At 56.7% G+C, this 25,532-nt stretch carries 22 protein-coding genes; 11 read left to right on the top strand and 11 right to left on the bottom strand.

Translation table 11 applies throughout. The annotated features are described in order from the left end of the window. Positions 1–19: 19 nt before the first annotated feature. Positions 20–469, bottom strand: coding sequence for a MerR family transcriptional regulator (locus IB254_RS18685; protein WP_008029448.1), 450 nt, complete (start codon positions 467–469; stop codon positions 20–22). A gap of 234 nt (positions 470–703) precedes the next feature. On the opposite strand from IB254_RS18685, the gene IB254_RS18680 reads away from it, so the two are divergent. From IB254_RS18680 to IB254_RS18670, 3 genes are all read left to right on the top strand, one after another. After that, positions 704–1,534: an alpha/beta fold hydrolase gene (locus IB254_RS18680; RefSeq protein ID WP_192418678.1), complete on the top strand. Its 831-nt coding sequence runs from the start codon at positions 704–706 to the stop codon at positions 1,532–1,534. A gap of 566 nt (positions 1,535–2,100) precedes the next feature. Then, on the top strand, positions 2,101–4,326 hold the full coding sequence (locus IB254_RS18675; protein WP_192418676.1) for an SIR2 family NAD-dependent protein deacylase: 2,226 nt from the start codon (positions 2,101–2,103) through the stop codon (positions 4,324–4,326). Between the two features lie 85 nt (positions 4,327–4,411). Then, complete coding sequence (locus IB254_RS18670) at positions 4,412–5,218, top strand: hypothetical protein (RefSeq protein WP_192418674.1); 807 nt, start codon at positions 4,412–4,414, stop codon at positions 5,216–5,218. Positions 5,219–5,555: 337 nt separating this feature from the next. Here the strand turns inward: IB254_RS18670 and IB254_RS18665 are convergent, their stop codons facing one another. Next, entirely contained in the window at positions 5,556–5,921 is a 366-nt protein-coding gene (locus IB254_RS18665) for a response regulator transcription factor (RefSeq protein ID WP_192418758.1), read from the bottom strand. Positions 5,922–5,965: 44 nt separating this feature from the next. Continuing rightward, positions 5,966–6,958 carry a response regulator gene (locus IB254_RS18660; RefSeq protein WP_192418756.1) on the bottom strand — a complete coding sequence of 331 codons (993 nt, stop codon included), beginning with the start codon at positions 6,956–6,958 and terminating at the stop codon, positions 5,966–5,968. Between the two features lie 353 nt (positions 6,959–7,311). Here IB254_RS18660 and IB254_RS18655 point away from each other — a divergent pair, with 353 nt between their 5' ends. Further along, positions 7,312–12,363, top strand: a complete 5,052-nt coding sequence (locus tag IB254_RS18655) for an AAA family ATPase (protein ID WP_192418754.1) — start codon at positions 7,312–7,314, stop codon at positions 12,361–12,363. Between the two features lie 57 nt (positions 12,364–12,420). On the opposite strand, the gene IB254_RS18650 is transcribed toward IB254_RS18655, so the two are convergent. The 3 genes from IB254_RS18650 to IB254_RS18640 all read right to left on the bottom strand — a co-directional run bounded on the left by IB254_RS18650 (position 12,421) and on the right by IB254_RS18640 (position 14,398). Next, on the bottom strand, positions 12,421–12,918 hold the full coding sequence (locus IB254_RS18650; protein ID WP_192418672.1) for a helix-turn-helix transcriptional regulator: 498 nt from the start codon (positions 12,916–12,918) through the stop codon (positions 12,421–12,423). 269 nt (positions 12,919–13,187) lie between these two features. Beyond that, the gene (locus IB254_RS18645; RefSeq protein WP_192418670.1) at positions 13,188–13,724 is read right to left on the bottom strand and encodes a DUF2867 domain-containing protein; all 537 of its coding nucleotides are present in this window, start codon (positions 13,722–13,724) and stop codon (positions 13,188–13,190) included. A 23-nt stretch (positions 13,725–13,747) separates the two neighbouring features. After that, complete coding sequence (locus tag IB254_RS18640) at positions 13,748–14,398, bottom strand: DJ-1/PfpI family protein (protein ID WP_032832512.1); 651 nt, start codon at positions 14,396–14,398, stop codon at positions 13,748–13,750. A gap of 126 nt (positions 14,399–14,524) precedes the next feature. Between IB254_RS18640 and IB254_RS18635 the strand changes: the two genes are divergently transcribed. Next, positions 14,525–15,085: a TetR/AcrR family transcriptional regulator gene (locus IB254_RS18635; RefSeq protein WP_192418668.1), complete on the top strand. Its 561-nt coding sequence runs from the start codon at positions 14,525–14,527 to the stop codon at positions 15,083–15,085. Between the two features lie 108 nt (positions 15,086–15,193). Here the strand turns inward: IB254_RS18635 and IB254_RS18630 are convergent, their stop codons facing one another. Next, a complete protein-coding gene (locus IB254_RS18630) occupies positions 15,194–16,327 on the bottom strand; it encodes an aminotransferase class V-fold PLP-dependent enzyme (protein WP_192418666.1) in 1,134 nt (377 codons plus the stop codon). A 369-nt stretch (positions 16,328–16,696) separates the two neighbouring features. Here IB254_RS18630 and arsN2 point away from each other — a divergent pair, with 369 nt between their 5' ends. Next, positions 16,697–17,143: an arsenic resistance N-acetyltransferase ArsN2 gene (arsN2, locus tag IB254_RS18625; protein WP_192418664.1), complete on the top strand. Its 447-nt coding sequence runs from the start codon at positions 16,697–16,699 to the stop codon at positions 17,141–17,143. A gap of 156 nt (positions 17,144–17,299) precedes the next feature. Here arsN2 and IB254_RS18620 read toward each other — a convergent pair whose 3' ends face one another. Further along, the gene (locus tag IB254_RS18620; protein WP_192418662.1) at positions 17,300–17,971 is read right to left on the bottom strand and encodes a class I SAM-dependent methyltransferase; all 672 of its coding nucleotides are present in this window, start codon (positions 17,969–17,971) and stop codon (positions 17,300–17,302) included. Positions 17,972–18,048: 77 nt separating this feature from the next. Continuing rightward, complete coding sequence (locus tag IB254_RS18615; RefSeq protein ID WP_192418660.1) at positions 18,049–18,348, bottom strand: hypothetical protein; 300 nt, start codon at positions 18,346–18,348, stop codon at positions 18,049–18,051. 345 nt (positions 18,349–18,693) lie between these two features. Between IB254_RS18615 and IB254_RS18610 the strand changes: the two genes are divergently transcribed. Together IB254_RS18610 and IB254_RS18605 are read left to right on the top strand one after the other, a co-directional pair. Further along, positions 18,694–19,848: a hypothetical protein gene (locus tag IB254_RS18610; RefSeq protein WP_192418658.1), complete on the top strand. Its 1,155-nt coding sequence runs from the start codon at positions 18,694–18,696 to the stop codon at positions 19,846–19,848. A gap of 71 nt (positions 19,849–19,919) precedes the next feature. Then, the gene (locus IB254_RS18605) at positions 19,920–21,038 is read left to right on the top strand and encodes a glycosyltransferase 61 family protein (RefSeq protein WP_192418656.1); all 1,119 of its coding nucleotides are present in this window, start codon (positions 19,920–19,922) and stop codon (positions 21,036–21,038) included. A gap of 40 nt (positions 21,039–21,078) precedes the next feature. On the opposite strand, the gene IB254_RS18600 is transcribed toward IB254_RS18605, so the two are convergent. After that, positions 21,079–21,393, bottom strand: a complete 315-nt coding sequence (locus IB254_RS18600) for an NIPSNAP family protein (protein WP_008029420.1) — start codon at positions 21,391–21,393, stop codon at positions 21,079–21,081. Between the two features lie 191 nt (positions 21,394–21,584). Here IB254_RS18600 and IB254_RS18595 point away from each other — a divergent pair, with 191 nt between their 5' ends. The 3 genes from IB254_RS18595 (at position 21,585) to IB254_RS18585 (ending at position 24,533) form a co-directional block, all read left to right on the top strand. Then, entirely contained in the window at positions 21,585–21,914 is a 330-nt protein-coding gene (locus IB254_RS18595) for a DHCW motif cupin fold protein (RefSeq protein WP_008029418.1), read from the top strand. Between the two features lie 137 nt (positions 21,915–22,051). Beyond that, positions 22,052–23,281 (top strand): YbfB/YjiJ family MFS transporter, encoded by a 1,230-nt coding sequence (locus IB254_RS18590; RefSeq protein ID WP_318653020.1) that lies wholly within the window; start codon positions 22,052–22,054, stop codon positions 23,279–23,281. Positions 23,282–23,285: 4 nt separating this feature from the next. After that, positions 23,286–24,533, top strand: coding sequence for an MFS transporter (locus IB254_RS18585; protein WP_192418652.1), 1,248 nt, complete (start codon positions 23,286–23,288; stop codon positions 24,531–24,533). On the opposite strand, the gene IB254_RS18580 is transcribed toward IB254_RS18585, so the two are convergent. Beyond that, positions 24,450–25,361 carry a LysR family transcriptional regulator gene (locus tag IB254_RS18580; RefSeq protein ID WP_192418650.1) on the bottom strand — a complete coding sequence of 304 codons (912 nt, stop codon included), beginning with the start codon at positions 25,359–25,361 and terminating at the stop codon, positions 24,450–24,452. The two genes, IB254_RS18585 and IB254_RS18580, sit on opposite strands and share 84 nt — an antisense overlap. Positions 25,362–25,532: the final 171 nt, after the last annotated feature.

The following is a 25,532-nucleotide window of genomic DNA, read 5'->3' as shown; positions in this document are numbered from 1 at the left end:
AAGCCTGACAGGTGACGCCTTACTTGGACGATGCGGTATCACGGCCGCGTGGTGCTGCCGCCACACCTTCCTCGCGCAGGCGATGCAATAACAACTGCGTGTTGTCCACGCAACCCATGCCTTCCGGCTTGCTTTCAATGCCCTCGATAACCAGAAGAAGTTGCGCTTTATTCTGGGCCAGCCGTTGCTGCAGGACTTCGATTTCCTCAACCTTGCGTTTGAGCCCGCTGAGTAACTCTTCATGCTGCCAACCGTTCGCATTCATCGGCAGCAATTGTCGGATTTCTTCCAATGAAAAACCCGCCGCCTGAGCGCCCGTGATGATCTCCAGAACCCACTCCGTGTCAGGGGCGTAGTCCCGATACCCATTGGCTTTGCGCACGACAGATTTAATCAGGCCGCTTGCTTCGTAGAAACGGATACGTGAAGGCGCCAATCCGCTGATTTTCGCCAGTTCGCCTATTCTCATATTCCCCCCAGAAAACCATTGACCTTAAAGTTGACTTTAAACCTAAAGTGATTTGGTGGCCAAGCGGCGCGGATGTCATGCGTTGCTCAAACGCCATGGAATGCAGGGATAGGCGAAAGCCGGACCAGGACCCGTCTCAGAACCGCCTATGGGGTGGGCTGCACTTGTTCAACAAGGGGCACGATCAGTACACGATTCTGGTCATGGCCTCCATTTCATTCGGGAGATGCGAACATGGGTTATGTCACTACGCAGGACGGTGTTGAGATCTTTTATAAAGACTGGGGACCACGCGATTCCCCAGTGGTCTTTTTCCATCACGGATGGCCGCTCAGCGCGGACGACTGGGATGCGCAAATGCTTTTTTTCCTGGCGAACGGCTACCGGGTGGTTGCACACGACCGACGCGGTCATGGGCGATCCAGCCAGGTCTGGGACGGGCACGACATGGATCACTATGCCGATGACGTCGCGGCCGTAGTCGACCATCTTGGCGTGCAGGGCGCAGCCCATGTGGGGCACTCCACCGGCGGTGGTGAAGTCATTCATTACATTGCTCGCCACGGCGAAGACCGAGTGTCCAAGGCCGCCATCATCAGCGCCGTGCCTCCGCTGATGGTGCAGACCCCGGCTAATCCAGGTGGCTTGCCGAAGTCGGTTTTCGATGACTTGCAGGCACAGCTCAAAGCCAACCGTGCACAGTTCTACCACGACGTTCCAGCGGGACCTTTCTACGGTTACAACCGCCCGGGCGCCAAACCGTCCGAGGGCATCATCCTGAACTGGTGGCGCCAAGGCATGATGGGCTGTGCAAAGGCACATTACGACGGGATCGTAGCCTTTTCCCAGACCGACTTTACCGACGATCTGAAGAGCATCAAGATCCCTGTGCTGGTGATGCATGGTGATGATGATCAGATCGTGCCTTATGAAAACTCCGGGCCCTTGTCAGCCCGACTCTTGCAGAACAGCACGCTGAAAACCTACTCGGGCTACCCACACGGAATGCCTACAACGAACGCCGATACGATCAACGCCGATTTGCTCGCTTTCCTGCGAGGTTAGGTAACCGGGGGAGGGCGGGTTAAATCCTGCCCTTACCTTCTCCGAAGTCACTGAATCGACGTGTTTCGGATCCGGTTGAATGCGCGAAAGTTGTGCTAACCAAGAGTCCATTTTTGGCCGATTGCTGATAGCCACCAAGGACTGCAATCGACCCAGAGCTGCCCGTCAGCACTGGCAGGAGCCGGCCAATAGCAGCAACTCAAGTATTTTGATGTTAAGAGTGATTCATATGCGGCCCCTAGTGCGACGTCCTGCGGCACTCTGGGAATGCCGTCCCTGCGAACAGGCGCAAGATTTGTTCGAATGCGCTCCTGAGTCAAATAACGTCGGTATCGCACGCGATATTCTGATCGAAAGACTTTCAATGCTAGAGATTCTCAACAGTTAAGAATATTTTTGAATATTTCGATGTTAATCAGGATCTTAGTTCGTGTCAGGCCTGATCGCGCCCTCTGATCCGAGCCGCATTGCCATGAGGGACGGCATGGTGGCATTTCGATTTTCGTGCATGGTGTGTATTGTTGGAAAAATACACATTGATCAATTGCAGTCGCCAGGGAGGCCATATGGCCGAAAGCATCAGTTTGTCGCCAAGGATCATTGACCAAATCAAGGAAGGTAAGGCGATACTTTTTCTTGGCGCTGGAGCTTCTTACGGATGTACTTCTCTCAACGGAGAGCGGAAAGCGTTAACGGGAGCTCAGTTAGGTGTCGCGATTTCTGATAAGTTTTTAGGTGGTAAGCGAAATTTAGAGGCTCTTGCTAAAATTGCTGATTACGCCACGTCGGATAGTTCGGTACTAGATGTTCAGGGTTTTATAAAGCAGATTTTTGAGTCAATAGAACCTCAGGAGTTTCACAAGCTTATACCTTTGTTCAAATGGAAGGCGATTGTTACAACTAATTATGATCGAGTTGTAGAAAAGGCTTGTGAGCAAACGCCGGCTAGAATTCAAAACCCGTTGGTGATTATTCAAGATGGTGATTTAAGGGCAATTGAAGATACTGTAAATGCGGTTCCAATTTTTAAGATTCATGGATGTATTAGTCGGGTGGCCGATACAAACATCCCACTGATTATAGCCAACGAGCAGTATGCAAAATATCAGAATGGAAGAAGCAGGTTGATCACTGCCTTCAAAGAAATGGCGAAAGATCACCCCGTAATTTTTTGCGGGTATGAGATTGCAGATCCGCATATAGCACAAATTCTGTTTTCCCTTGAGAATGGCTTTCAGGACAGGCCTTCTTATGCCGCGATCAACCCCAGATTTGACGATCTAGATAGAAGATATTGGGGTAAGTTTAAAATGGAGACTGTGCCTGCAACTTTTGAAGAGTTTTTAATTCATATCGACCAGCAAATTGATTCTAAAAGTAGACTTCTTGGATCTATTTTAAGTCGACCCGCTGGCGCCATGTCCCGCTGGTTAAAAACAAATGCCATGCCGAGTCATAATTTACAGGCTGTTATAAGCGGCAGGCTAATTCACGTGCATCATGAAATGCTCATAGAAAATCCTAATCCTATGAATTTTTATCGTGGTGATTCTGCAACGTGGGCCCCTATAAAAAGTGGATATGATTTTGATCGAAATATCACATCTCAGATTTTAGCAAATATACGATCGCCCAACACTGACCCAAAATTGGTATTAATCAAAGGCCATGCGGGGGCTGGGAAGAGCGTTACTTTGAGAAGAGTGGCGTGGGAGCTTAGCGGGTCGAGTATAAATTGTTTCTGTTTTTTCTGTGATACCTCGCTAAAAGGTGTGCGTGACATCCTGGACGAGCTTTACGAGCTTTCCGGGGAACGAATATTCATAGTTGTAGATAACGGATTATTTGATGCTGTAGCATTGAATGAATGCTATGTGGCGGCTAAAAAAAAGCAGATACCTGTTACGTTTATTGTGGCAGTGCGCTCTAATGAGTGGAACTCTACAAATGGCATGATGAAGTTAATTGCTGCTGAAGAGTATTCGTTAGGTGATTTATCTCATGACGAAGCAGACATGCTCTGCACTTTACTTGAGGAGCATGGGTGTCTCGGCGAACTCAAGCATTTAGCTCATAAAGATCGCGTTGATACTCTTATGAGTAATCATGAGCGCCAGTTGCTGGTTACTTTACACGAAGCCACGCTTGGAGCTGATCTTCGTAAAATATTACGGGATGAATACAGAAATATCTCTCCGCTCGAAGCCCAAATTCTCTATCTGGACATTTGTTCCCTACATCGTCTCAATGTTCCAGTTAGAGCAGGTTTAGTTTCAAGAATGAGTGGTACAAATTTTATACAATTTGAAGAGCGATTTTTTTCACCCTTGGAAAAAGTAGTGAGCGCTTATTCAGATTGGAGGTCTAAAGATTTTGCGTATAAAACTAGGCATACAGAAATCGCACAAATTGTTTTTGATGAGGCTTTTCCGAGTCCTGCCGATAAAGCAAATCAATTAGTAAGAATATTGTCAGTGTTGAATTCCGATTACTCAAGCGATTCCGAAGCTGCTTCCAAGATTTTAAAAGGCCGGGTCATTGCGGATGACTTTGCGGATAGATCTCTTGCTGAAAGAATTTTTGAATCTGCCGAGCAAGCCGGCATCGACCAAGGATTTGTATTTCAGCAACGAGCACTGTTTGAATTGAAACACCCAGGTGGAAGTGCCATTCGGGCCTTGAAGTTCATTAGACTCGCCACGCGGACAAGCGAGTTCCATTCATCATACAAAGGCGGTAGTTCTCAGAGATCTAGCGCGAGCCAAGGACATAGAACCATCATTAGCAGTTAGATACCAAGAGAATGCTCTCGCCGAAGTGAAAGATCATAGTCTGCTCAAGACCTCTTACGGTGTAGTTACATATTGTGAAATATTGATGGATCAGGTGAAAACAAGGATTGAGAGCGCCCCTGATCTTTCACAAAAACTTTCAGATGAAGTTGCTGTTCGCAAAATGAGCGAGCTTGAGAGAAATATTACGGAGGGGCTTCAGCGATGGCCAGATGACACGTATCTGGTAAGTCTTAGGCATCAGCTTTTTACTGTATTGAATGAGCACCCACAAGCGTTGCTGATGCTGCGCAAAGCATATAGCAAAACACCTGCTAATGAATTTGTTGCGCTGCGACTATCTAGACAACTTATGGATAGCGACGACCCTATTCAAATAGCAGAGGCCAAGACGATCTTGCACGGAGCGGTATCTCAAAATGCAAGCTCAAAGGCTCTAAACTTTCAGCTCGCAAGATTGTTAATTAGAGAGGATGAGTCAACAAACGCTCAAGAAATATCCAAGCTTCTTCGAAGAAGTTTTACTGATGGTGATACCCATTTTGAGGCTCAATTCTATAGTGCTCGTCATGAATTTCTATTCGGTAGCCGTGAGAGAGCAAACCAGATCTACTCTCAACTAAATTCAGGCCCTGTACCGTATGGGGGAGCGAACGAAAAGCGAGGGACGGTAAGAGATTCGAGCGGTGCATATACCGAGTTTGAGGGAAGTATAAAGACTCTAAAAGGAGACTTTTGTTTTGTTGAGTGCCCATCTCTTGGGAGCGCAATATTTTTGAGCCGTAATGAACTTAAGGGGGCTAACTGGTCTCATCTGCGCCCTGGCGACTCTCTAAAGTTTAAAGTGGCATTTTCCTACAGAGGCCCTTGCTGCATAGAAGCTCATGCCTGAAGTAATTGCCACATTCTATTGGCAGAGGTTGAAGGCACAAGCAAAAACGACTGAATAGGTGATATCCGTAATTTGAGGCTGGAAAGAAAGTGTTTATCCCAACCTAAAACTGAAAGGTGAATAGCCATTGGATTCGTAGCCAAGGGAATGACTCCTTGTGGCCGAATGCCGCCTGTCGCGAAAACTCATTCAGACAGCTATCAGTGCGAGCCTGTTTTAGGCCAACTTTGGGCTTGCCTTTGTTTACGTAAAAACTGCCACCACCAAACTTATTGGCCTGGGGCATGCTGACCACGTGTGCCTTGGTCGGTTGTCTTGCGGTAACAGCAGAAGACTTTCAACGCTCACATTGAAGCGCAGACTCGACAGCGCTCAGTAAAGCTTCGCCGCTGAAGGGTTTACGCAAACATTCGATGGGCTCATAACGGCTGGTTTCGGCGAGTGTCGCTTCATCCCAGTGTGCCGACATGCAAATCACTGGAAATTTACTGTCTTTGAGCGTCAGCGCGTGCATGACCTCTATCCCTGACAGTCCGTTCATCTTCAAATCCAACAGCAGACACGCGATGTCATCGAAGTTTTCGAGGGCCAGGAACTCCTCTCCCGAGGTGAATACCCGAGAGCGGTATCCCGCTGATCGGAGCAGATTGGCCAGGCTTTTGCGCACGGACGCATCGTCGTCCACGATACAGACGATGATCATGGCGCTGACGGATGGCCCGGGTGCGGCGCAGTCATTGTTGGTAGTCATGTAGGACTCTGTACGCCAAACGTAGGCTCTGAGCTAATCAAGCCATACAGGTTGACCAGACTCACTAGCGAGCGCGTTTGCATCTTCTCCATGATGTGTTTGCGGTGGACCTTGGCGGTGATTTCGCTGGTACCCAGCCGGTTGGCAATGTGTTTGTTGGACAGACCTTCCACGATCAGTGGCAGCACTTCGCGCTCACGGGGGGTCAACAGGGCGGCCTTTTTAAGGGCGCCCTGAATGCGCCGCCATTGCTCGAATGCCATCGCTGCACGCTGACGGGTGGTGCGCAGGGTACCGAGCAACTGCTCGTCGTTGAAAGGCTTGGTCATGAACTCGACCGCTCCCGCTTTCATGGCCTGCACCGACATCGGGATGGTGCCGAACCCTGTCATGAAAATCACCGGCCACGGGTATCCACGTTGTCCGAGTGCCGATTGCAGTTCCAGGCCTGTCGTCTCGGGCAGGCTGACGTCCAGCAACAGGCAAGCGGGGCCAATGTCGAGGTCAGCGTTGAGCAATTCTTCGGCAGAGCTGAATATCCGGTGCGCGATGCCTTCGGCCCGCAGCAAACGACTGAGTGCTGTGCGTACGGACGCTTCATCATCCACGATGTACACCGGCACGCTGTCAGGATCGATCGTCTCCTGCTCCTCGGATGCAAAGGTGCCAGGTGATACCGGATGGAACAGGGGCAGGGGCGGTTCACGTTCTTTCAATAATCGGTAACCTCGGCGCGGGACCGTCTGGATGAGCTCTTTTTCTCCGAGCAACTTGCGCAGCGAGGAAATCTGCACCTGCAGATTGTTTTCCTCGACGACGGTGTCAGGCCAGACCTGTGTGATCAATTCATCTTTGCTGACGATTCGGCCATCGGCCTGCATCAGCACCGAGAGGATTTCAAACGCCCGGCCCCCGACACGCAGCGGCCGCCCATCAAGAAAGGCTTCACGCCGTTCCAGGGAAATAGTGGCTTGGCCGAGTCGGATCATACGTTCCTCTGCACTGCGTTGAAGGGGCGTGACGCCGGAACGTCGTTTCATCAGGGCTACACGCTAGGGGACGGCCTCGCATAATGCAATTATCCCGAGGGATAACACGTAGCGATATCAGTACTAAAAAACAACAGGCCGCGGGGGCCCTCAACTGCCATCCACGTGCCGATAACGGACAGGATTGCTCGAGCGCAGCCATCGGGCCAGAGCCTTGCGTATACTCACCGGCTCAGCCCGAATCGAATCTTCAACGGTGATTGTTCATGCCCAGCAGCTCGCTCTCAGCATCCGGTTCCCACAGTCTTGATGTCTCACACGATGAAGCCTGGCTTGAGCGTTGCACCTTCGCAATACTGCGCCGGGAAAACGATCTGACCTGGTTCACGCTCCAGGATCGGCAATCGGGCACACGCTGGCTCGCCGCGCGGGCGCCGATTCAGCGGCCTGCCGTATGCCAGCGGCTGGAGCGCGATTTTCACCTGCGCCTGGATCCGGCCTGGGCGATCGCCCCTGTCGCGTTCATCCGCTCGGCCGAAGGGCCTTTGTTGATTTATCCCGAGCATGGGGTGCCGCTGACTGATTTGATGGGTGACACAGGGATGCCACTGGCGCGCGTGCTGGTCATCGCCCTAACCGCGGCCAACGCACTCGCGAGCGCCCAGAAAATGGGCGTGCGACATGCCAGTCTGCTACCCCACCACTTGGTTGTGGACGCCGCTGACTCGGTCAGACTGCTGAGTTTTCACAGCCATGCCGGGGAGACGCCTGCCGTTGAACTGCCCGGCCTGGAGCAATGGCCTTATTTGGCCCCCGAGCAGGTGCGACGCGATGCCGCCAATTTTGATGCGCGCAGCGATGTCTACGCGCTGACCGCGATTCTTTATCAAGCGCTGACCGGCCGACTCCCGCTCACCGCCCGCGACCCGTCCCAATGGCTGCACGTGCACGCCGCTGTCCAGCCGGAATCACCGGCGATTCATGTCAACGACCTACCGGAAGGCATCTGCCGAGTTCTGATCAAAGGCCTGGCGAAGGAACCGGATGCCCGCTACCAGAGTGCCGAATCAATGGCCGCGGATCTGGCCTGGTGCCAACAACAGTGGCTGGAACATGAGCGTATCGACGTGTTCCGTCTGGGCGCTTTCGATGCATTGCCTTCCTTGACCCGCAGCGATGTGCTGTTTGGTCGAGAGGCCGAGCGTACGCAGTTGGTCGAGCTGATGCATCAGGTGGGCAACGATGGCATTGCCCGGGTTCTGATGGTCGGTGGCGCGCCAGGTGCAGGCAAGTCGACGCTGATCCATCAGGGTGTCCGCCCCCTGGCGCCCGGCTACTGGGCCAGCGGCAAGAGCAATCTGTTGCAGCAGGAAATTCCATTTGCACCCTTGGCAGAAATCTTCAAGTCGCTGATGACCCAGTTGCTGGGCAAGCCGGCTCCGGAACTGCAGGCGCTGGGCGAGCAACTGGTCGAAAGGCTTAAGGGGCGGGGCAGGCTTCTGGTGGAACTGGCGCCCGAGGCCGAGCTGGTCATCGGGGTCACCCCTGAGCTGCCGAACATGCCGGCCCGACATGCGCTCGATCGCGCCAACCGGACCCTGCTCGATGTATTGGAGGTCTTCGCTCAGCCGGGACGCCCCCTGGTGCTGTTCGTGGATGACGTGCAATGGGCGGACGATTCGACGCTGTCGTTTTTGCAGGCCTTCGTCGCCCGGCGGCCTCGGCATCTGGTGCTGATCCTGGCGTATCGCGAGGCGGAGTCGCAGGCCCTCGAGCGCGAGGGGGGATTGTTGGCGGTGCTGGGCCGCGAGCAATCGTTGCCCTGTGCAAGCGTCATGCTGGGGCCATTGTCGGTGGCTGCGGTCGCGCAGCTGATCGCCGCTGAGCTGGACACCGACCCCAGGGAGATTGAGGCGCTCGCGCAAGTCGTGCATCACAAGACGGCCGGCAACCCTCTGTTCGTCAGCCAAGTGTTGCGCGCATTGATCGATGAACGTCTGGTGCGCTTCGACGTGCAGGGTCGCCGCTGGGTCTGGAATCAACAGGAGGTGGACGGATATCGCTACGCCGACAACGTCGCGGACTTGATGGTGCTGCGACTCGAGCGCCTGTCATCGATGGCGCGCGAAGTGCTGCGCACGGCTGGCTATGTCGGGGGGCGCTGTGATGAGTCACTGCTGCACCGGTTATTGCCGTGTGAGCAGCAGATCACCCATGATGTGCAAAGCTTGGTCGATGCAGGTTTTTTGCTGCGTGAGCGCGATCAACTGGTGTTTCCCCATGACCGTGTGCTTGAGGCGGCCTGTCAGCTTGCGGCGCCAGCGGGACGCGCCGCCGAGCATGCGCGTATCGCCGGCGCCATGCTTGATCATTGGGGCGAGCAGATCCATGAGCGCGTGTTCGAAGTCGCCAGTCAGGTCCAGCGCATTGACGCCGATGAACTGGAGGCGCATCGCCGCGCCACGTTCGTCGAACTGTTGGTCGAAGCCGCCGAACGCGCCCGGGACACCGCCGCTGTCGAGCAGGCCGTGGGCTATCTTCGCACGGCCGAAAGTCTGCTCGGCCAGACGGGTTGGTCGAACCTCTACACCCAGGCGTTCGCCACCCAATGGTTGGCGGCCGAGTGCGACATGCTCCTGGCCGATCTGACCAGTGCCCAACGCCGCCTCGACGATTGCCTGACCCACGCCACCACAGCGCTTGACCGCGCGAAATCCTTTCGGTTATTAGCCACCTTGCGCACGCTGCACTCCGATTACGAGGGGGCGATCACCGAGGCGTTGAACGGTCTGGCCCTGTTGGATATTCCCCTTCAGCGCAGGCCCTCACAGAACGACTTGACCCTGGCATTTACCCAGGTGCGTGAGCTTGTCGGCGCACGCCGCATCGCTGATCTGGTGCAATTGCCCAAGGCCGATGACCCGCCTGTCGAAGCGGCCATGGAGTTGCTCAGTACGTTGATTTCTTCGTTCTTCGTCGACGACGACATTCGTTTTCTGCATTTGGCGAAAATGGTCGAACTCACGCTGCTGCATGGCACCACGCCTAGCAGCGGTTACGGTTTTGCCTGGTTTGGCGTGATGATTGCCGAACGCTATGGCGAGTATGTGGACGGGCAGGCCTTCGCCGAAGTGGCTCTTGAACTCACCGACAAGCACGGCTATGAAGCAGGGCGCACAGGCACGCTGGTGGCGCTCGATCAGGTCAGCCCCTGGACCCGACCGATGGCGTACGCTCGACAGAAGGCCTTCGCTGCATTCGAGTGCGGCCAGGCCGGCGGCGACCTGGGCATGTCCTGTTACGCCTGCAACCACATCGGTTCCGACCTGCTGTTCATGGGCGAACCCTTGCAAGGGGTGTTGAACGAACTGGAGCATGGGTTGGCGTGGGTGCGGCAATTTCATTACATCGATATCGAGCGCATCCTGCTGGCGCAACAGGCATTCGCCACCGATCTGCGCGACGGGCGCCTGCATCGGCCATTGGCCAAACTGGATGGCATCGAACATGACCGTTTCGGCCCCATCGACCGTACCCGTGTGTCGCAGCCGACGCTGTTCTGGTCGTGGCTGTATTCAGGTATGTCGGCGTTTTATTTCGGTGATATCCCTTACGCATTGCGACGTTTCGAAGAAGCCGCCGCGCTGGCCTGGTCCATTCCGGCGCATATCAATCTCGCAGATTACTACCTGTTCTATTGCCTGGCGCTGGGCAGTGCGCAAGCGCCGGGCGAGCTGGCGGAAAAACTGGAAAAACTCGAGCGGCAACGCCTGCGGTTTCTGCCGTGGGTCGAACTCAACCCGACAACCTTCCGCAACAAACTGCTGCTGATCGAGGGGGTCATCGCCCGCTTGCGCGGTCAGGAACTGGTAGCTATCCGTTGTTTCGATCAGTCGCAGATCGCTGCGGCGGCGGCCGGTTTCATCCATGAGCAGGCGCTGGCCCATGAACAGCTGGCCGATATCTGCCTACCCAACGGGCTGGTGTCGGGTGCCAGCCACCACCTGCGTATCGCGCGCGATTGCTACAACCTGTGGGGCGCCGACAGCAAGGCACGTCAATTGGAAACGTTACACCCGTTTCTGAGTGCGGAGCCGTCGTTCGAGCCGGCCCGGCCTGTGACCCAGGTCCGTCTCGACCTTGAAGTGGGAATCGAAGCGGCGCGTGCACTGTCGCAGGAGGTTCTGCTCGAACGACTGGTCGAAACCCTGATGAACCACTTGATGATTCAGGCCGGTGCCGACAATGGCGTGCTAATGATCGTCAGCGGCGCCGAACTGCAATTGGCGGCAACTGCTTCGGTCGAAGCCGGAAATGTACGGGTCGCTCTGGACGCCGGGCAACCGCTCGAACAGATGGCGCCGGCCTCGGTGCTCAATGCCACGATGCGCACGCGCACGACCCTGGTGCTCGACGATGCCCGGGCCGATTGTCCCGAAGCCTACAGCGCTGATCTGCAACAGCGTCAGATGCGGTCGGTGTTATGCCTGCCGTTGCTCAAACAAGGCACGTTGATCGGCCTGGTCTATCTGGAAAATAGTCTGGTCCCCAAGCTGTTCAGCGCCCAGCGCCTGACCATGCTGGAAATTCTCGCCTCTCAGGCCGCGGTGTCACTGCAAACCGCCAAGCTGTATGAACAGCTGGTCGAGGACAACCAGTTACGCGCGCAGATGGAAGCGGACTTGCGCAGTTCCCGCGCGGAACTGGCACGTAGCTCGCACCTCAAAGTCATGGGCGAGCTTTCTGCTTCGATTGCCCATGAAATCAGTCAGCCGTTGCTGGGCATCGTGTCCAATGCCTCGGCCAGCCTGCGCTGGCTAAAGCGTGATCAGCCCGATCTGGAGGAGGCGATTCAGGGGCTGGAAGACATTCGCTCGGACAGCGCCCGCGCCGCAAACATAGTCCAGGCGCTTCGCGCACTCGCCAAACAGGCGCCGTTGCAACGGTTGCCGGTGCAAATCGATCACTTGATCGCAGAGGTCGTGCGCCTGACCGCCACCGACCTGGCGAACCGCAATGTGCGCCTGGAGACCCGGCTCGAAGCGCAATGCCCGGTGGTGGTCGACGCGGTGCAGATCCAGCAGGTGGTGTTCAACCTGATCACTAATGCGCTGGAGGCCATCTCCGGAGCAGGGTTGCCCAATGGACGCATCATCATAGGCTCAGCGGTGAAGGACGCTCAGGTCCAGGTCTGCTTCCAGGACAACGGCCCCGGAATTGACGTGCACCAGCGCGAGCAAATCTTTGATGCGTTCTACACCACCAAAGGCAGCGGCATGGGAATGGGCCTGGCCATCTGCAGGTCGGTGATCGGTGCGCACGGCGGGACGCTGGTAGTCCAGGACAGCGAGCAGGGCGCCCGGATTTGCTTCAACCTGCCACTGGCACCGGCCAACTCCGGATAAAAAAAGGCCGCATGAGCGGCCAAAGGGGAGGAGTTCGTTTTGTCGATCCAGATCAGTTCACGCATGCAGCTCTTGCGCGCGCGACTGTCCCATGCCATCGACCAGGCTATCGTGAATTCTCCAGCTGGGTATGTCCCGATCAATCACTGGCGTCTGGGGAGGGTGGTTCGTTGCATGATCAAAGGCCCGGCGCCATGCCTTGGGTGTTATCCCTTCCAGGCGGCTGAAGGTGCGGGTGAAATGCGAGTGGTCCGCGAAACCGCATTCATAGACGACATCGGTGATCGGCATCGAGGTGATTAGCAGGCTTTTGGCTTTTTCGATTTTCATCATCACTAGCCAGCCTTGAGGCGAGTGGCCTGTAACCTTCTTGAACGCTCGGGAAAAATGGCTACGGGACAGGTTGCAGTGTTCGGCAATCTCGCTGATGCGAACGCAGCTGCCCATGTCACGCAGCATCAGCTCCTTGGCACGGCGCTCCTGCCAGCCCGACAGGGCGCCCAACGGCCGTACAAGGGTGCTTGGATGGTTTGAATTCACCGATTGCGGGTTCATGGTGGCTCTCCTGATCGTTCAGGAAAGTCTGTCCGCCGGCGACATTTAAAGTCCTTAAGCAAACCTTAAGAGTTATGAAATGAGCCTTATCACAGGCGTTGGGTAGCACAACGTTATATGCGGGCGAACCGTTGCAAGTTGCCGACAGCTCCAATGATCTCAACACACTTAGTGTTCCACCCTTCATCGAGCATCTGCGTTGAAATCCAGCACCCGCGTGGCACCGACAAAGTGACGCAATCTCGTGCCCAATGGATCAGCAACGGCTCTCAGCCTTCGGAGCCGGTAGCCACAGGCCAACCGATGCGCGCTGCACGGAGGAGGCTGGCCTTAACAACCAAGCGGTGAAATGGGGCAATAACGAATATGTAGGCCCGGCCTAGGCGGTTGTGGCACTGGACCACGGTTGAAAAAACGAGTTGGCGACTGCCTTCTGGCTCTGCCTCTCCAGAACACAGGATCGATATCCGGAAGTCGAGATGCTTGTCGTCCTCTCCCAACACGATTTCAGTCTGGTTCGAGCTGTAGACCTTGAAGATTTGAATCCGATCAGCAAGCGTTGCCAAATGTCTGGCTGTCTTGATACCAAAACAGGCAACGATAGTGTCTCGGACTTTCATGAGCCATCCGATCCAGGATGGCTGGTGGGAAAGGATGAATCGAGCCAGCACATCCGGATTGCTGGAGGTGCCCGCCGGGAGCTGAATCGCAAAAGCGTCCGCCAGGTTCATCGACTTGTAAAGGTGGGTGATGCCGGACCTCGAAGGCACTGGCACGGACATAATGAGCTCAAATTCTCGGGGCATCGGGGATCTCTCCTGAGTTCCAACTACCAATTAGATGACATGCCATGTCGCGTTTCTTGTTGCGATGGTCTGTCGTATAACGCTCCTTGTCGGATGCTGAGCCCGATCAAGGCATCATAGAGCTCTTGCTGCCCAGCTGGCAAAACAGGGAGCAACGTTGCACGGCGCTTGCCGACATCGAACCAGGATTCAACCAGCCATCCCACCAGATAGAGCGCCGAAAGGCATCCGCCAGCAGTTGCAACGTTCCCCTGGCAAACAAGTGGCTGGTCCACGGGTTCAAGTCCCAGAGCTTGCAAGCTCGATCGTGCATCCGGATGTGTAGTTGCTTGGCCGCTGAGCAGCCCAAGCCGTTCGAGAATGAACGCTCCGGCGCATATCGAACCGATTCGCTGGCGTCTGGAGTCAAGTTCAAACGACGGCAGGAAATCCGGGGCGGCAAGTGCAGCGGGTATCCCTTCCTTGCCGCTGACGAACAATACCGCGTCGGCACTATTGGCCTCGGAAAGCGGACCGTGCACCGAAACAGGCAGGCCATGCGCCGATCGCACGATAGCGCTGGAACCCAATATCCGGACGTGCCAGTCCTCAGTGTTGCGACCCAAAATGTCCCACATCAGGAATAGGTCGATATCAGTGAATTGGTCGAAAGCAACCAGAACGATTTTCTTCAAGGCGAGCTCCATGAAAAGTGCTAGCGTGCAAAACGCAACGGCTATCTTTGCTGGTGTTCGCAGCGTATCAATCGGTTGCGCGCCATACACAGTCTGTATGGCGCTAAACATGGAGCGAAATAACGGGTGGGAAAACTAACTCGCAACCATTGGATCGCGGCTGGTTTTGAGGCCCTCGACCAAATAGGACATAGTGGTGTTTCGGCCGAGAGTCTATCGCGCCGATTGAATGTGACCCGCGGATCGTTCTATCACCATTTCCGCAATCGTGAAGACTTTGTCCGCACTTTGCTGGCCGCTTGGGAAGAAGACTACACGGAGCGCATGCTCGCTTATGCGGCGCAGGGTCGTAGCGCGGGCGAAATCTTGAAACGCTACTTGAGTATTGCCGCTGAGAAACAACCTGGGCGGGAAGTTTCCATCCGCGCCTGGTCGCTGCACGATCCGTTGGTAGGCGAGTTTCAGCAGCGTGTTGACACAAGACGACTGGACTTCGCGATACGCACGTGCCGGCGCTTGGTCCCTTTGCCAGGCGAAGCAGAAGTTATTGGTCGGGTGGCCCATCTGTGCCTGATTGGTGGTCAACAGGCAGGGCTGCGACGTGATGCCGCTCGCTTCAACAGTTTTCTGAGTCGAGCCTTTTCACTTTTCGAAGGGGCTCTTCCACCGTGGCACACGCGTCAGTAAGACGCGTGCACGGGCTTTCCCTTGTGGTCCCAACATGACGTCCGGACGACCAGCGTCATATTCTTAGATCAGCGCCGTGGGCCGGCAGTGCCCAGGCAAGATGCAGGCTTAGTTCACCATCACCTCGTCCAGTGCCTGCTCAAGGGTGCTGACCGTGCGCTCGATATTTTGCAGCTTTTCGAGTCCGAACAGGCCGATGCGGAAAGTCTGGAAGTCGGCCGGTTCGTCGCATTGCAACGGCACTCCGGCGGCGATCTGGAGGCCATGGTTGGCAAATTTCTTGCCGTTCTTGATGTCGGCATCATCGGTGTAGCTCACCACGACGCCAGGGGCCTGAAAGCCGGGTGCGGCCACGCTTTTGATGCCTTTGCCGGTCAACATGGCGCGCACCCGATCGCCCAGCGCCTGTTGTGCGTCGCGGACCTTGTCGAAACCGTAGGCTTGCGTCTCTTTCATCACTTCGTTGAATCGCGCGAGGGAATCGCTGGGCATGGTCGCATGGTAGGCATGTCCGCCCTGTTCGTAGGCCTGCATGATCTGAAGCCACTTTTTCAGGTCGCAGGCGAAGCTGCTGCTCTGCGTCTGCTCGATGCGTTCGAGGGCCAGGGAACTGAGCATCACCAGAGCGCAGCAAGGGGAGGCGCTCCAGCCTTTCTGCGGTGCGCTGATCAGCAGGTCGACGGCGCATTTGTGCATATCAACCCAAATCGTGCCTGAGGCGATGCAGTCCAGCACGAACAGGCCACCCACCGCATGCACGGCATCGCCGACGGCCCGCAGGTACTCGTCGGGCAGGATAATCCCTGATGAGGTTTCAACGTGGGGGGCGAAGACAATCTGCGGCTTCTGCGCCGCAATGGCTGCCAGCACTTCGTCCAGAGGGGGTGGGGCGTAGGCAGCCTGGCGACCCGTGTCGACCGGTCGGGCTTTCAGCACCGTGGTGGCAGCCGGTATGTTGCCCATCTCAAGGATCTGGCTCCAGCGATAACTGAACCAGCCGTTGCGTATCACCAGGCATTGCTGGCCGGTGGCAAACTGTCGCGCCACCGCTTCCATGCCGAATGTGCCGCTGCCCGGGACCACCGCAACCGCCTGGGCGTTGTAGACCTGTTTCAGGGTCTTGGAAATGTTCTTCATCACGCCTTGAAATGACTGCGACATGTGGTTGAGCGAGCGGTCGGTGTAGACCACTGAGTACTCGACCAGCCCCTCAGGATCGATACTGGGATATAGCTTTGACATGGAGTGACTCCTTTGGCAGAGATGTCAGTGGTATCGACCCTGCCTTAAGCCTTGGCAAATGACAAGATTGCTCGGGATTGAATGGCGACTTCTGTTGAGCGGTTGGCCTCATCAGGTCGATAACTGGACGTAGCAATGCTCGCGGGTGGCTGCTGAGTTGTGGGAGGGTGGGCGTTAAAGGTTCCTACTTCCTTATGTTCGGTTGATAACGACCAGTTACGAAGGGTAGCGGCCGACCCATAGCTGCCGGTGGCGAAAGGCAGAAAACGACCCGAAGCAGACGAATTCCAGTGCCGTTCTCGATTGATCGGGGGATAAGGATTGAGCGTGCTAGCATTGAGGTCAGAGAGCCTAGTAAGAGCACTGACGATGCAGATGATTAAAGTAGGAGCGAGCGGTTTGAATCAGCTCCGTGCGGCTTTGAGTCAAGCTGGATTACCCTACGATGATGTGAGCGATCCCGGGCGGCAGTTCTACCGATTCGACGTGGACGGGGAATTGGTTGCTTATGGTGGGTTGGAGGGCTCGGGCCCCGATCTCCTACTGCGCTCTATGGTCGTTTGCGAGAAGCATCGCGGTGCGGGACTGGGTGCGGCGGTGTTGTCGGAACTGGAACAATACGTGGTCTCCCGAGGCGCAGCTCGACTGCATTTGCTGACCCAAAGCGCTGTTAATTTTTTCACGGCAAATGGGTACGAACTGCTTGATAGGGGTAAGGCGCCTGTCGCAATTACCCAGACAGCTCAGTTCAAGCATTTGTGCCCTTCCTCAGCAAGCTACCTGCGGAAAACTTTAAGCAGATCCCCTCTGCGCTGAGTGAGCCGTCGAAACGCTGCTGGGTCATTGCCAGTGTTGGTAGCCAGCGCCCGCTTCTGGCCGATTGCCGCCTTCCGTGAAGGGCCGCAATCGCCTGAGATCCGCTACTGAGTCTTCAACCAAACACCCCCCCCCGCCGACATCCATCAAACAAACTCACCGCCGCACCTCAGCCACCAACAACAACGACTGCGGTACAGGACTCTGCGGGTGCTGCGGCTCCTGCAGGCCGGTCAGTTGAAAGCCGGCCATGTCCAGCGCATTGAGCCAGCTGGACAAGGTGCGGAAGTACCACGGCATGGGTTGCCACTGTCCCTTGAACCCGGTGAAAGTCTCTTGCCGCCAGCCATCCTGATAGTCGCCGGCCGCTGCGCTCCACGGATGCAGCGTCTGGATCACCAGCGCGCCGCCGGGGGCGAGCAGGGCGTTCATGGCGGTGAGCAGGGGGATGATGTCCTGGTGCAGCAGGGCGAAGTTGGCGCAGATCAGGTCGTAGTCGCTGCCGATGTCCACTTTGGCTTGCGCCAACTGTTCATAGTTCGCCAGATGCACCGGCGAAGAACCTGCCGCCCGCGCCGCCTCGACCAGCGTCGCATCGCCATCGACACCGACCCCATTGATCGCCCGTTCAGCCAGCGCCCGTAACAGCCAGCCTTCGCCGCAGCCCAGGTCGAGCACACGTTCGGGCTGACGGCTTGCCACTGCCAGCAGGATCGCCTGGTCGGTGACCTTGAGGCGGCTTTCGATGGCGCCGGTACGGATCGCGTCGATCCAGGATTGGGCGTTGTGGTGCCAGCTATCGAGAAGGGTCGATTCGGGGGCGGGCATGTCGATGTCCGGAGTTGTGGGTTGGAGAGAAGGATAGGGCAAGTGCGCGTGGTGCGGACGCTGTCAGTGACGCTGCATTATTTTCTGCACTCTGCCAACACCACCTGGCAGGTGTCCGGCGCGCCACCGGAGCGTCCGGCGTAGCGAATGCAATTGTCCATGGATTTTTGGCGGGCCATGCCTAGGGTGGAACCCCAGGCCAGGCCACCCTCGCCGACAGTGGGCAGCGCTTTGGCGTAGCAAGGTGAGCCTTCGTTTGAGGCCCAAGTGCGAGGCGTGGCAGCGTTGCGTGCGCAGCCTGCTGTCAGCGCCAGGTTGATGGCGAGGAGGGCGTGCAAGACCCATGACCCGCATGGGCGCGCGGTTTTTCCGGTCATCCCGCTTTCCCTGTATCAAGTGGCTGGAGGCGTGTCTGTATCCTGTAGTCTAGACGCTGTTGCGCCTGCCCTTTGCCCGGTTTGGCGCATTTGGGTGCAGTTGCGGGGAGGGCACTTTTGAACCCGTGCCTGTCCAGAAGTGAAGAAATTCTGGCGTCATGAAATATACGGCTACGCTGCCGATACGCCGCTTGCAAAGTCCCTGCCTTGATCTTTAATAGTTACTGATGGAGGACGCGTAATCCCATCAAATATGTCTTAAATATCAAGGGTTAAGCGAAAGTATCAAGTCCCGCCCGGATCTTTCTCTGATTTCACGACGATAGCTCAAAGGATGACGAAGAAATGAAAGAGAAGCTGGCGGCCGTTATCCGAAAACTGATTTCTCCTTCATTACGCTATGAAATCAGGAACGCGGCAACCTGGCTGCGGGACATCCTGGGGCGTGCATGCTTCTGGAAGTGGGAGATTGCCCGCTTCAAGCTGCAGAAGGACAGTCCTTACGAATTCCTCTACATCGGCAGGAAAAAACAGCGGGAAATGGCCAAGCTGCTCATCGGCGGGAAGTCCCAGGGGCCGCCCGAAACGGTCGACGACGAATCGGCACCTGCCGCGTCGAATCATGTGGTGGTAGTCAGTGAAGCGCCGTCCCCGGGGGCCTTGAATGTGCCCCTCTACCTGAGTGCCGTCGTACCGCTGGGGCGCCCCATCGAAGACATCACCGCCAAATACGATAGCGAGTTGCGTCGAAACATCCGCAAGAACCGACCGCGCTACCGGATGGTCCAGACGCTGCTGGATGACGAAATCGAAAAGGCCGACAGGGAAATGCTTCGACCTTATGCCGAAGCACGGCAAGGCATCCACGCGGCGCAGTTTCCCTCTCAGGAAGTCTTGAGAATCGCCAAGACCGTCGGCCGGCTCGACCTGATCATGCTGGAGGACGAGGTGGTTGCCTGCCATCTGGGTTGCGTCGTCACTCGCGGCGGCAAGCGCTACTGGAGCACGCTGCGTTTCGGGTATGTCGAGGCGATTTTTTCAGATGCGAAAAAACTGCGTGAGGTCAACTCGATTACCACCTTCATGGCACTTGAATGGGCCATCGACAATGGCTTCGATTATTACGACATCGGTCTTTGCGTGGCCCGCCCGGATGACGGGCTGCTGAAATGGAAAAGACGGCGCGGCGGTGATATCGATTCCATGGGAAACCACGCGTACATGTTCGTCCGGCTGCCCAAGACCGGGAGAGCCAGATTCCTCTGGGACACGCCGCTGTTTGCTGTCGAAGGCAAGGAAATAACCTTGCACCTTGGCTTGCCGGACGGGCCAAGCGATGAAGAAGTCGCCAGCCGTTATCACGAAATGGTGTTTGGCGGGCTGCACAAAATTTACCTGTATTGCGCCAAGAGCTCGGGCGAACAATTTCTCGACACCTTGCGCAGTCGCTATGCCAGTTTGCAGACACCACCCGTCATGGAACGGATTCCATCCAGCTGAGCCATTTCCAGGACTGAATAATGACAGCGCTCGCACCTGACTTTTGACCCTGCCCGCAGGGAGGACTCTTCATGGAAAGCGATCTCTCGCCAATCAGCACGTCGACTGCTGGCAATCAAAAAAAATGGACCCTGGCCGCCTACAAAAACATGGCGAGAAAAAGACTCGCACGCAAAGCCGATATCAACTTGAAAAGCATCGCGCTGAAAAGTTGGGATATTGCGCCGGGCGAGACGACTCATTCTCCGTCGGCGTTCTTCCTGCCCGGTCAAATGGACCGCGTGACAGGGTGGGAGGCAAAGCGTTTTTATCCTTTCGAGCATCCAGCGCGCACCATGCAAGGGCTGGGCGACGTAGAACAAGGCCCGACCCGAGGCTACTTGCTCAAGGACGTCTGGATGATCGATGGCGCGCTCTACAAGGACAACGCCAGTCTGTGGCTGTCGCTCAAGCCAAGTATGTTCCCGCGCATTACCGTGGACACCGAGATCGATCGCGCCGCCGTCTACTGCACGCAAAACGGCAATACCTGGTTTGGAACCTGGTTGATGGAAGACTGCCCGACCTATTCCCTGGCCTGCGATGAAGGTGTGCCGGTGACCACCGCGCCGTCCGCCAGGTTTCCGTTGTTTACCCAGGCTCCCGCTTACGAAGACTGGTTTGGCATGAAACCGGTGCGCCTGCACAGTGCGTTTTTTCGTGAACTCGTGCTGTTCGACGACTTGAGCAACAATCGAAACAGACACCTGCGTTACCGGGCCATGGGGGAAAAACTGCTGTCGCACGTCAAGCATGAGGCTCACCCCGGCGTGTTCATTCTGCGCGGTGGCGACGGTGACTTGCGCTTTTTGCGCAATGAGCTCGAGGTCGCTGAACACCTGCGCAAGAGCAGGGGGTTCCGCGTTCTCGATCCTTTGAAAACCGATGTGCCGACCATCGTGGCGACCTGTGCCGGGGCGCGGACGGTGGTGGGGGTCGAAGGCAGTCAGCTGGTGCACGGCGTCAATGTGCTCCAGCCGGGCGGTTCGTTGCTGGCACTGCAGCCACCGAACCGTTTCGTCAGCTACTACAAGTTCCTGACGGATCGCGACAGGCAGAATTTCGGCTTCGTGGTCGGAACGCCAGAGGGCGACGGCTTCAAAATCGACATTCAAGAGGTCGAGCGCACACTGGACCTGTTCCCGTCATGACGGCCTGAGGGAAGCCCGGCAAAAGACTTTCCGAACGGCTTTAGGCCTGATCCCCAAACACCGGCCGGAAAAAACTCCGCTCATAGCTGAGGATGAATTTTTTATCCTCGGCATACTTGAACGCCGCGATGCAGTCCGCGTCGTTCATGGAGTCCTGCCGATAGCGCTCGTACTCGGCAAGGCTCGCAAAAGTGAACATCGCCAACGCGATGTTGTTGGCGCCCTCGGACGGCAGGAAATAGCCGTGGTGCTGGCCACCGAATTTTTCCACCAGTGGAATCCACAACTTTGCGTAGTGTTCGAATGCGCTGATCTGGTACGGATCCAGCACGTACTTCAGGTAACAAGTGACCATGTTTTCGCTCTCTTCTACGGGAGGGTTAAACCATTCAAAGGCTGTTCAGCCATTCGGCAGTTTCGCAGATCACCTGGCTGCATGGGAGTCTTCACTGAACCCTGTATCTCGTAAATGCGGGCCATCTGTGTCTATCGGCCACATCGCGAGGTTGTTACGTTTGCGCCTCTACCGTATTCGATGAGGTAAAAATGGATCTCACCGCCATTCCGTTCGGGACGACCGACTGGTCGACGATCGAACCTGTCACCCATGCCGGCCAGACCGGAAACGCCTATTGGCGAACCTGTCAGTTTGGTTCGACGCGTGTGCGAATGGTTGAATACAGCCCCGGATACCTCGCCGATCATTGGTGCTGGAGAGGTCATATCCTGTTGTGCCTGGAAGGCGAGTTGCACACGGAACTGGAGGACGGTCGACAATTCACCCTGACTGCCGGCATGAGTTATCAGGTGGGCAACAATGCCGAAGGGCATCGGTCGTTTACCACCAGCGGCGCGAAATTGTTCATTGTGGATTAAGCGCAGGATTGAATTTCGCCACTGGCCGTAGCACTGGGTATCTCTATACGAGATAACCGCGATCAGATTAATTCGCTTCTTGAGATATATCCCGCGCGCGTAGTGTCTGCCCTGTCTGAAGTAGAGAAGGGCGGATGATGAACAGGTTGAACACAACGATCGCCAATGCGCAGCCCGCATTGCGGCCAGCCAGCGCAGGCTGGGCAACGGTGGCAGGCTTTGCTGCAAGCCTGGTCGGCATCGGCCTTGCGCGGTTTGCATATACGCCGTTGCTTCCAGCGATTATCGGCGCCCACTGGTTTGATCCGTCCAAGGCCGCTTACTTGGGTGCCGCCAACCTTGCCGGGTATCTGGGTGGCGCCATTTTCGGCCGTTCCATGGCAGCGAAAACCTCAACGGTGTTCATGCTCAGAGCAATGATGCTGCTGGCCAGTGTGGCGTTTTTCGCGTGCGCCTATCCCGTGTCGTTCGCGTGGTTCTTCGCGTGGCGATTCCTGTCCGGCACCGCCGGTGGCGCGTTGATGGTGTTGGCCGCTCCGACCGTTCTGGCCCATGTGCCACCGTCCAGACGCGGATTGGTCGCCGGGGTCATATTCATGGGCGTGGGCGTGGGCGTTGGCATTGCCCTTTCCGGAACGCTGGTGCCGCTCTTGCTTCAACAGGGCTTGGGCGAAACATGGCTCGGCCTTGGCCTGATATCCCTGCTGCTCACAGCTCTTGCCTGGCGGGGCTGGCCGAAAGAACCCGCGCCGGCCGCCGAAACGACGCATCACCCGCATCCTGCACGCAACGGAACACTCAAGGCGTTGTACGTCGAGTACGCCCTCAACGCTGCCGGCTGGGTGCCGCACATGATTTTCCTGGTGGATTTCGTTGCCCGGGGCAGGGGCGAAGGTCTTCAAGTGGGGGCGCAGTACTGGGTTCTTTTCGGCATCGGCGCGACCGTCGGGCCACTGCTTGCCGGCGCACTGGCGGACCGGATCGGTTTTGGTCGCGCATTACGGCTTTCGTTCATCGTCGAGGCCTTCGCCGTCATTGTCCCTGTCCTTGGGCTCGGAGCCGGTTGGTTGATGGCCTCCAGCGTTGTCGTCGGGGCCTTTGTGACCGGGACCGTGCCGCTGGTGTTGGGGCGGGTCCATGAAATTCTCGCCCATCATCCCGCCCAACACAGTTCGGCCTGGCAAACAGCCACAGTCGGATTTGCCTTGTTCCAAGCGGTCGCCGCCTATGGCTTGTCGTTCCTGTTCTCCTACAGCGACGGGAACTACAGCGTGCTCTTCATCATGGGGACTGCGGCCATGCTGCTTGCGTTTGTGATTGATGTGCTCGCAGGCGCGAAAAGCTCCAGCGATTCCCGGAGCCTTTGACACCGTGAATTACTCCGATAGAAACGTGATGTATTGGCGCCGCAACCTGACCGTTTGTGTGTTCGGCTCGTTCACGACCCTGGTCAGCCTGAGCATGTTGTTGCCCTTTTTACCGTTGTACGTTCAACAACTGGGCGTGACGTCGCAGGCGGACGTGGTGCAATGGTCGGCCGTGGCATTCGGCGCGACTTTTTTCGGCACGGCGATCACTGCTCCCTTGTGGGGGCGCCTGGCTGACCGCTATGGCCGAAAACCCATGCTGGTCAGAGCGGCAATCGGGATGGCCATTGTCATGTCGTTGATCGGGCTGGCCCGGGACGTTACCGACCTGGTTGCATTGCGCCTCATCGCCGGGCTCATCGGTGGCTACGCATCGGCGTCCATCGTCATGATCGGGTCGCAGGTCCCGCGCGAAAGGGCGGGTTGGGCACTGGGTGTCTTGTCCACGGGGGCCTTGTCCGGCAACTTGATCGGGCCACTGGTTGGCGGTTTTTTACCTGAGCTTGTCGGCATTCGCGGCACCTTTTTCGTCGGTGGAGCAATGATTGCGGTCGCCGCCATGACCACCATCCTGTTCGTTCGTGAGGATTTCGACCGAGCGTCGGACGCCAGACAACGGGACAGGAAAAACCGGCCTGAGGGTGCCGGTTCGAAATGGCCGGTCATCGCTGCACTGCTCATGACTGCGATGATGGTGCTGCTGGCCAACATGTCGATCGAGCCGATCATCACCGTCTACATCGGCGACCTCGGCGTACCGGTTGATCATCAGGCGCGGATAGCCGGTGTGGTCATGGCCTGTTCTGCGTTGGGCAGTATCCTGACCGCCGCCAGACTGGGGGCGCTGGCCGACCGGGTGGGCGGCTGGAGCGTAATTGTCGGTTGCCTGTTGCTGACGGCCGTGGTCATGGTGCCCCAGGCGTTCGTCACGCAATGGTGGCAACTGGCGGTATTGCGCGGCGTCATGGGCATGACCATTGCCGGGCTCTTGCCCGCGATTGCCAAGCTGATCCGGCATTCGGTCGAAGAGCACAACACCGGCAAAATCCTCGGTTACCTGCAATCGGCGCAGTTCTCAGGGCAGGTGATAGGTCCCTTGATTGGCGGCCAGATTGGCGCCCATTTCGGCCTGCATCATGTGTTCCTGGTGGCGGCGGCATTGCTGGTGTTATGCGCCTTGATGAACGGCTGGGTGAGGAATCGCTACCTGGGCGACACCGTCCAGGCGAACGCTGTCCAGAAAAGTGGATAACGCGCTGGAAAAGTAGCCATCAAGGCGCCTGACGAACACCGTCTCTACGTCGGCGATGTCTGGCGCGAGCTCATGCACGTTGACCAACCCCTCGCGCAAAGCACTCGCCACAACGCCTCGGGGCAACAGCGTGACCCCGACGCCCGCCGACACACAGGCAATGATCGCTTCAATCGAGCCAAACTCCAGTGGCTCAGGCGCCAGGATGCCCAGGTTGGCCAACAGGGAATCCAGGCGTTGGCGGTAGGAACAGCCGATTCGAAAGACCACCGTCTTCAGATTGTCGACCGCGGCAACCGCGTCCAGCGTGTCAATGGCGCAGGACGTGACCAGCACGAGCTCTTCGCGGAAGGCTTGTTCACTGATCAATTCCGGGTGATTGACCGGGCCCACGACAAACGCCCCTTCGAGCTTACAGTCGATGACGCCCTGGATCAGGCTGCAGGTGGTGCCGGTGCGAATCACCGGGCGAACTTCAGGGTAAGCCTTGGCAAATTTTGCGATCAGCCGTGGAAGACGCAGTGCCAACGTCGTCTCGAGCGTACCGATCTCGAACACACCTTTTGGATGCCCATCATCGCGCGCAGCGCAGGATGCATCGGACAGGAGCCGGGAAAGGCGGGCGGCGAAGGGCAGGATCCGCCGTCCAGCCGGCGTGACCTGGACGCCTCTGGCGCTGCGTTGAAACAGCGCCACCCCGAGCTCGTCCTCCAGCGATCGAATCCTCGCGGACACGTTGGACTGCACGGTGTTCAGCTCGCTCGCAGCCTTGTTCATGCTGCCGTGGCGCGCAACCGCATCGACCACCTTCAGATCCGTGACATCCATCGAATTCACCTATCTCTAAAACCAATAACAAACCGCAAATAAACAGCGTTCAGCAGATTAGTTTTCGTGTGCGGCAAAGGCAAGCAATGGCCGACATAGGGAGCGATTGAATTCATCAAAAAAGATCATACGCATCACTAATGATCGTTTTACATGATCTTTGGCCGGGCA

Source organism: Pseudomonas sp. PDM03, from assembly GCF_014852385.1.
Lineage (GTDB): Bacteria > Pseudomonadota > Gammaproteobacteria > Pseudomonadales > Pseudomonadaceae > Aquipseudomonas > Aquipseudomonas migulae.
Note: the sequence above shows the minus strand (reverse complement) of the source record. Positions and strands in the feature narration are given on the sequence as shown.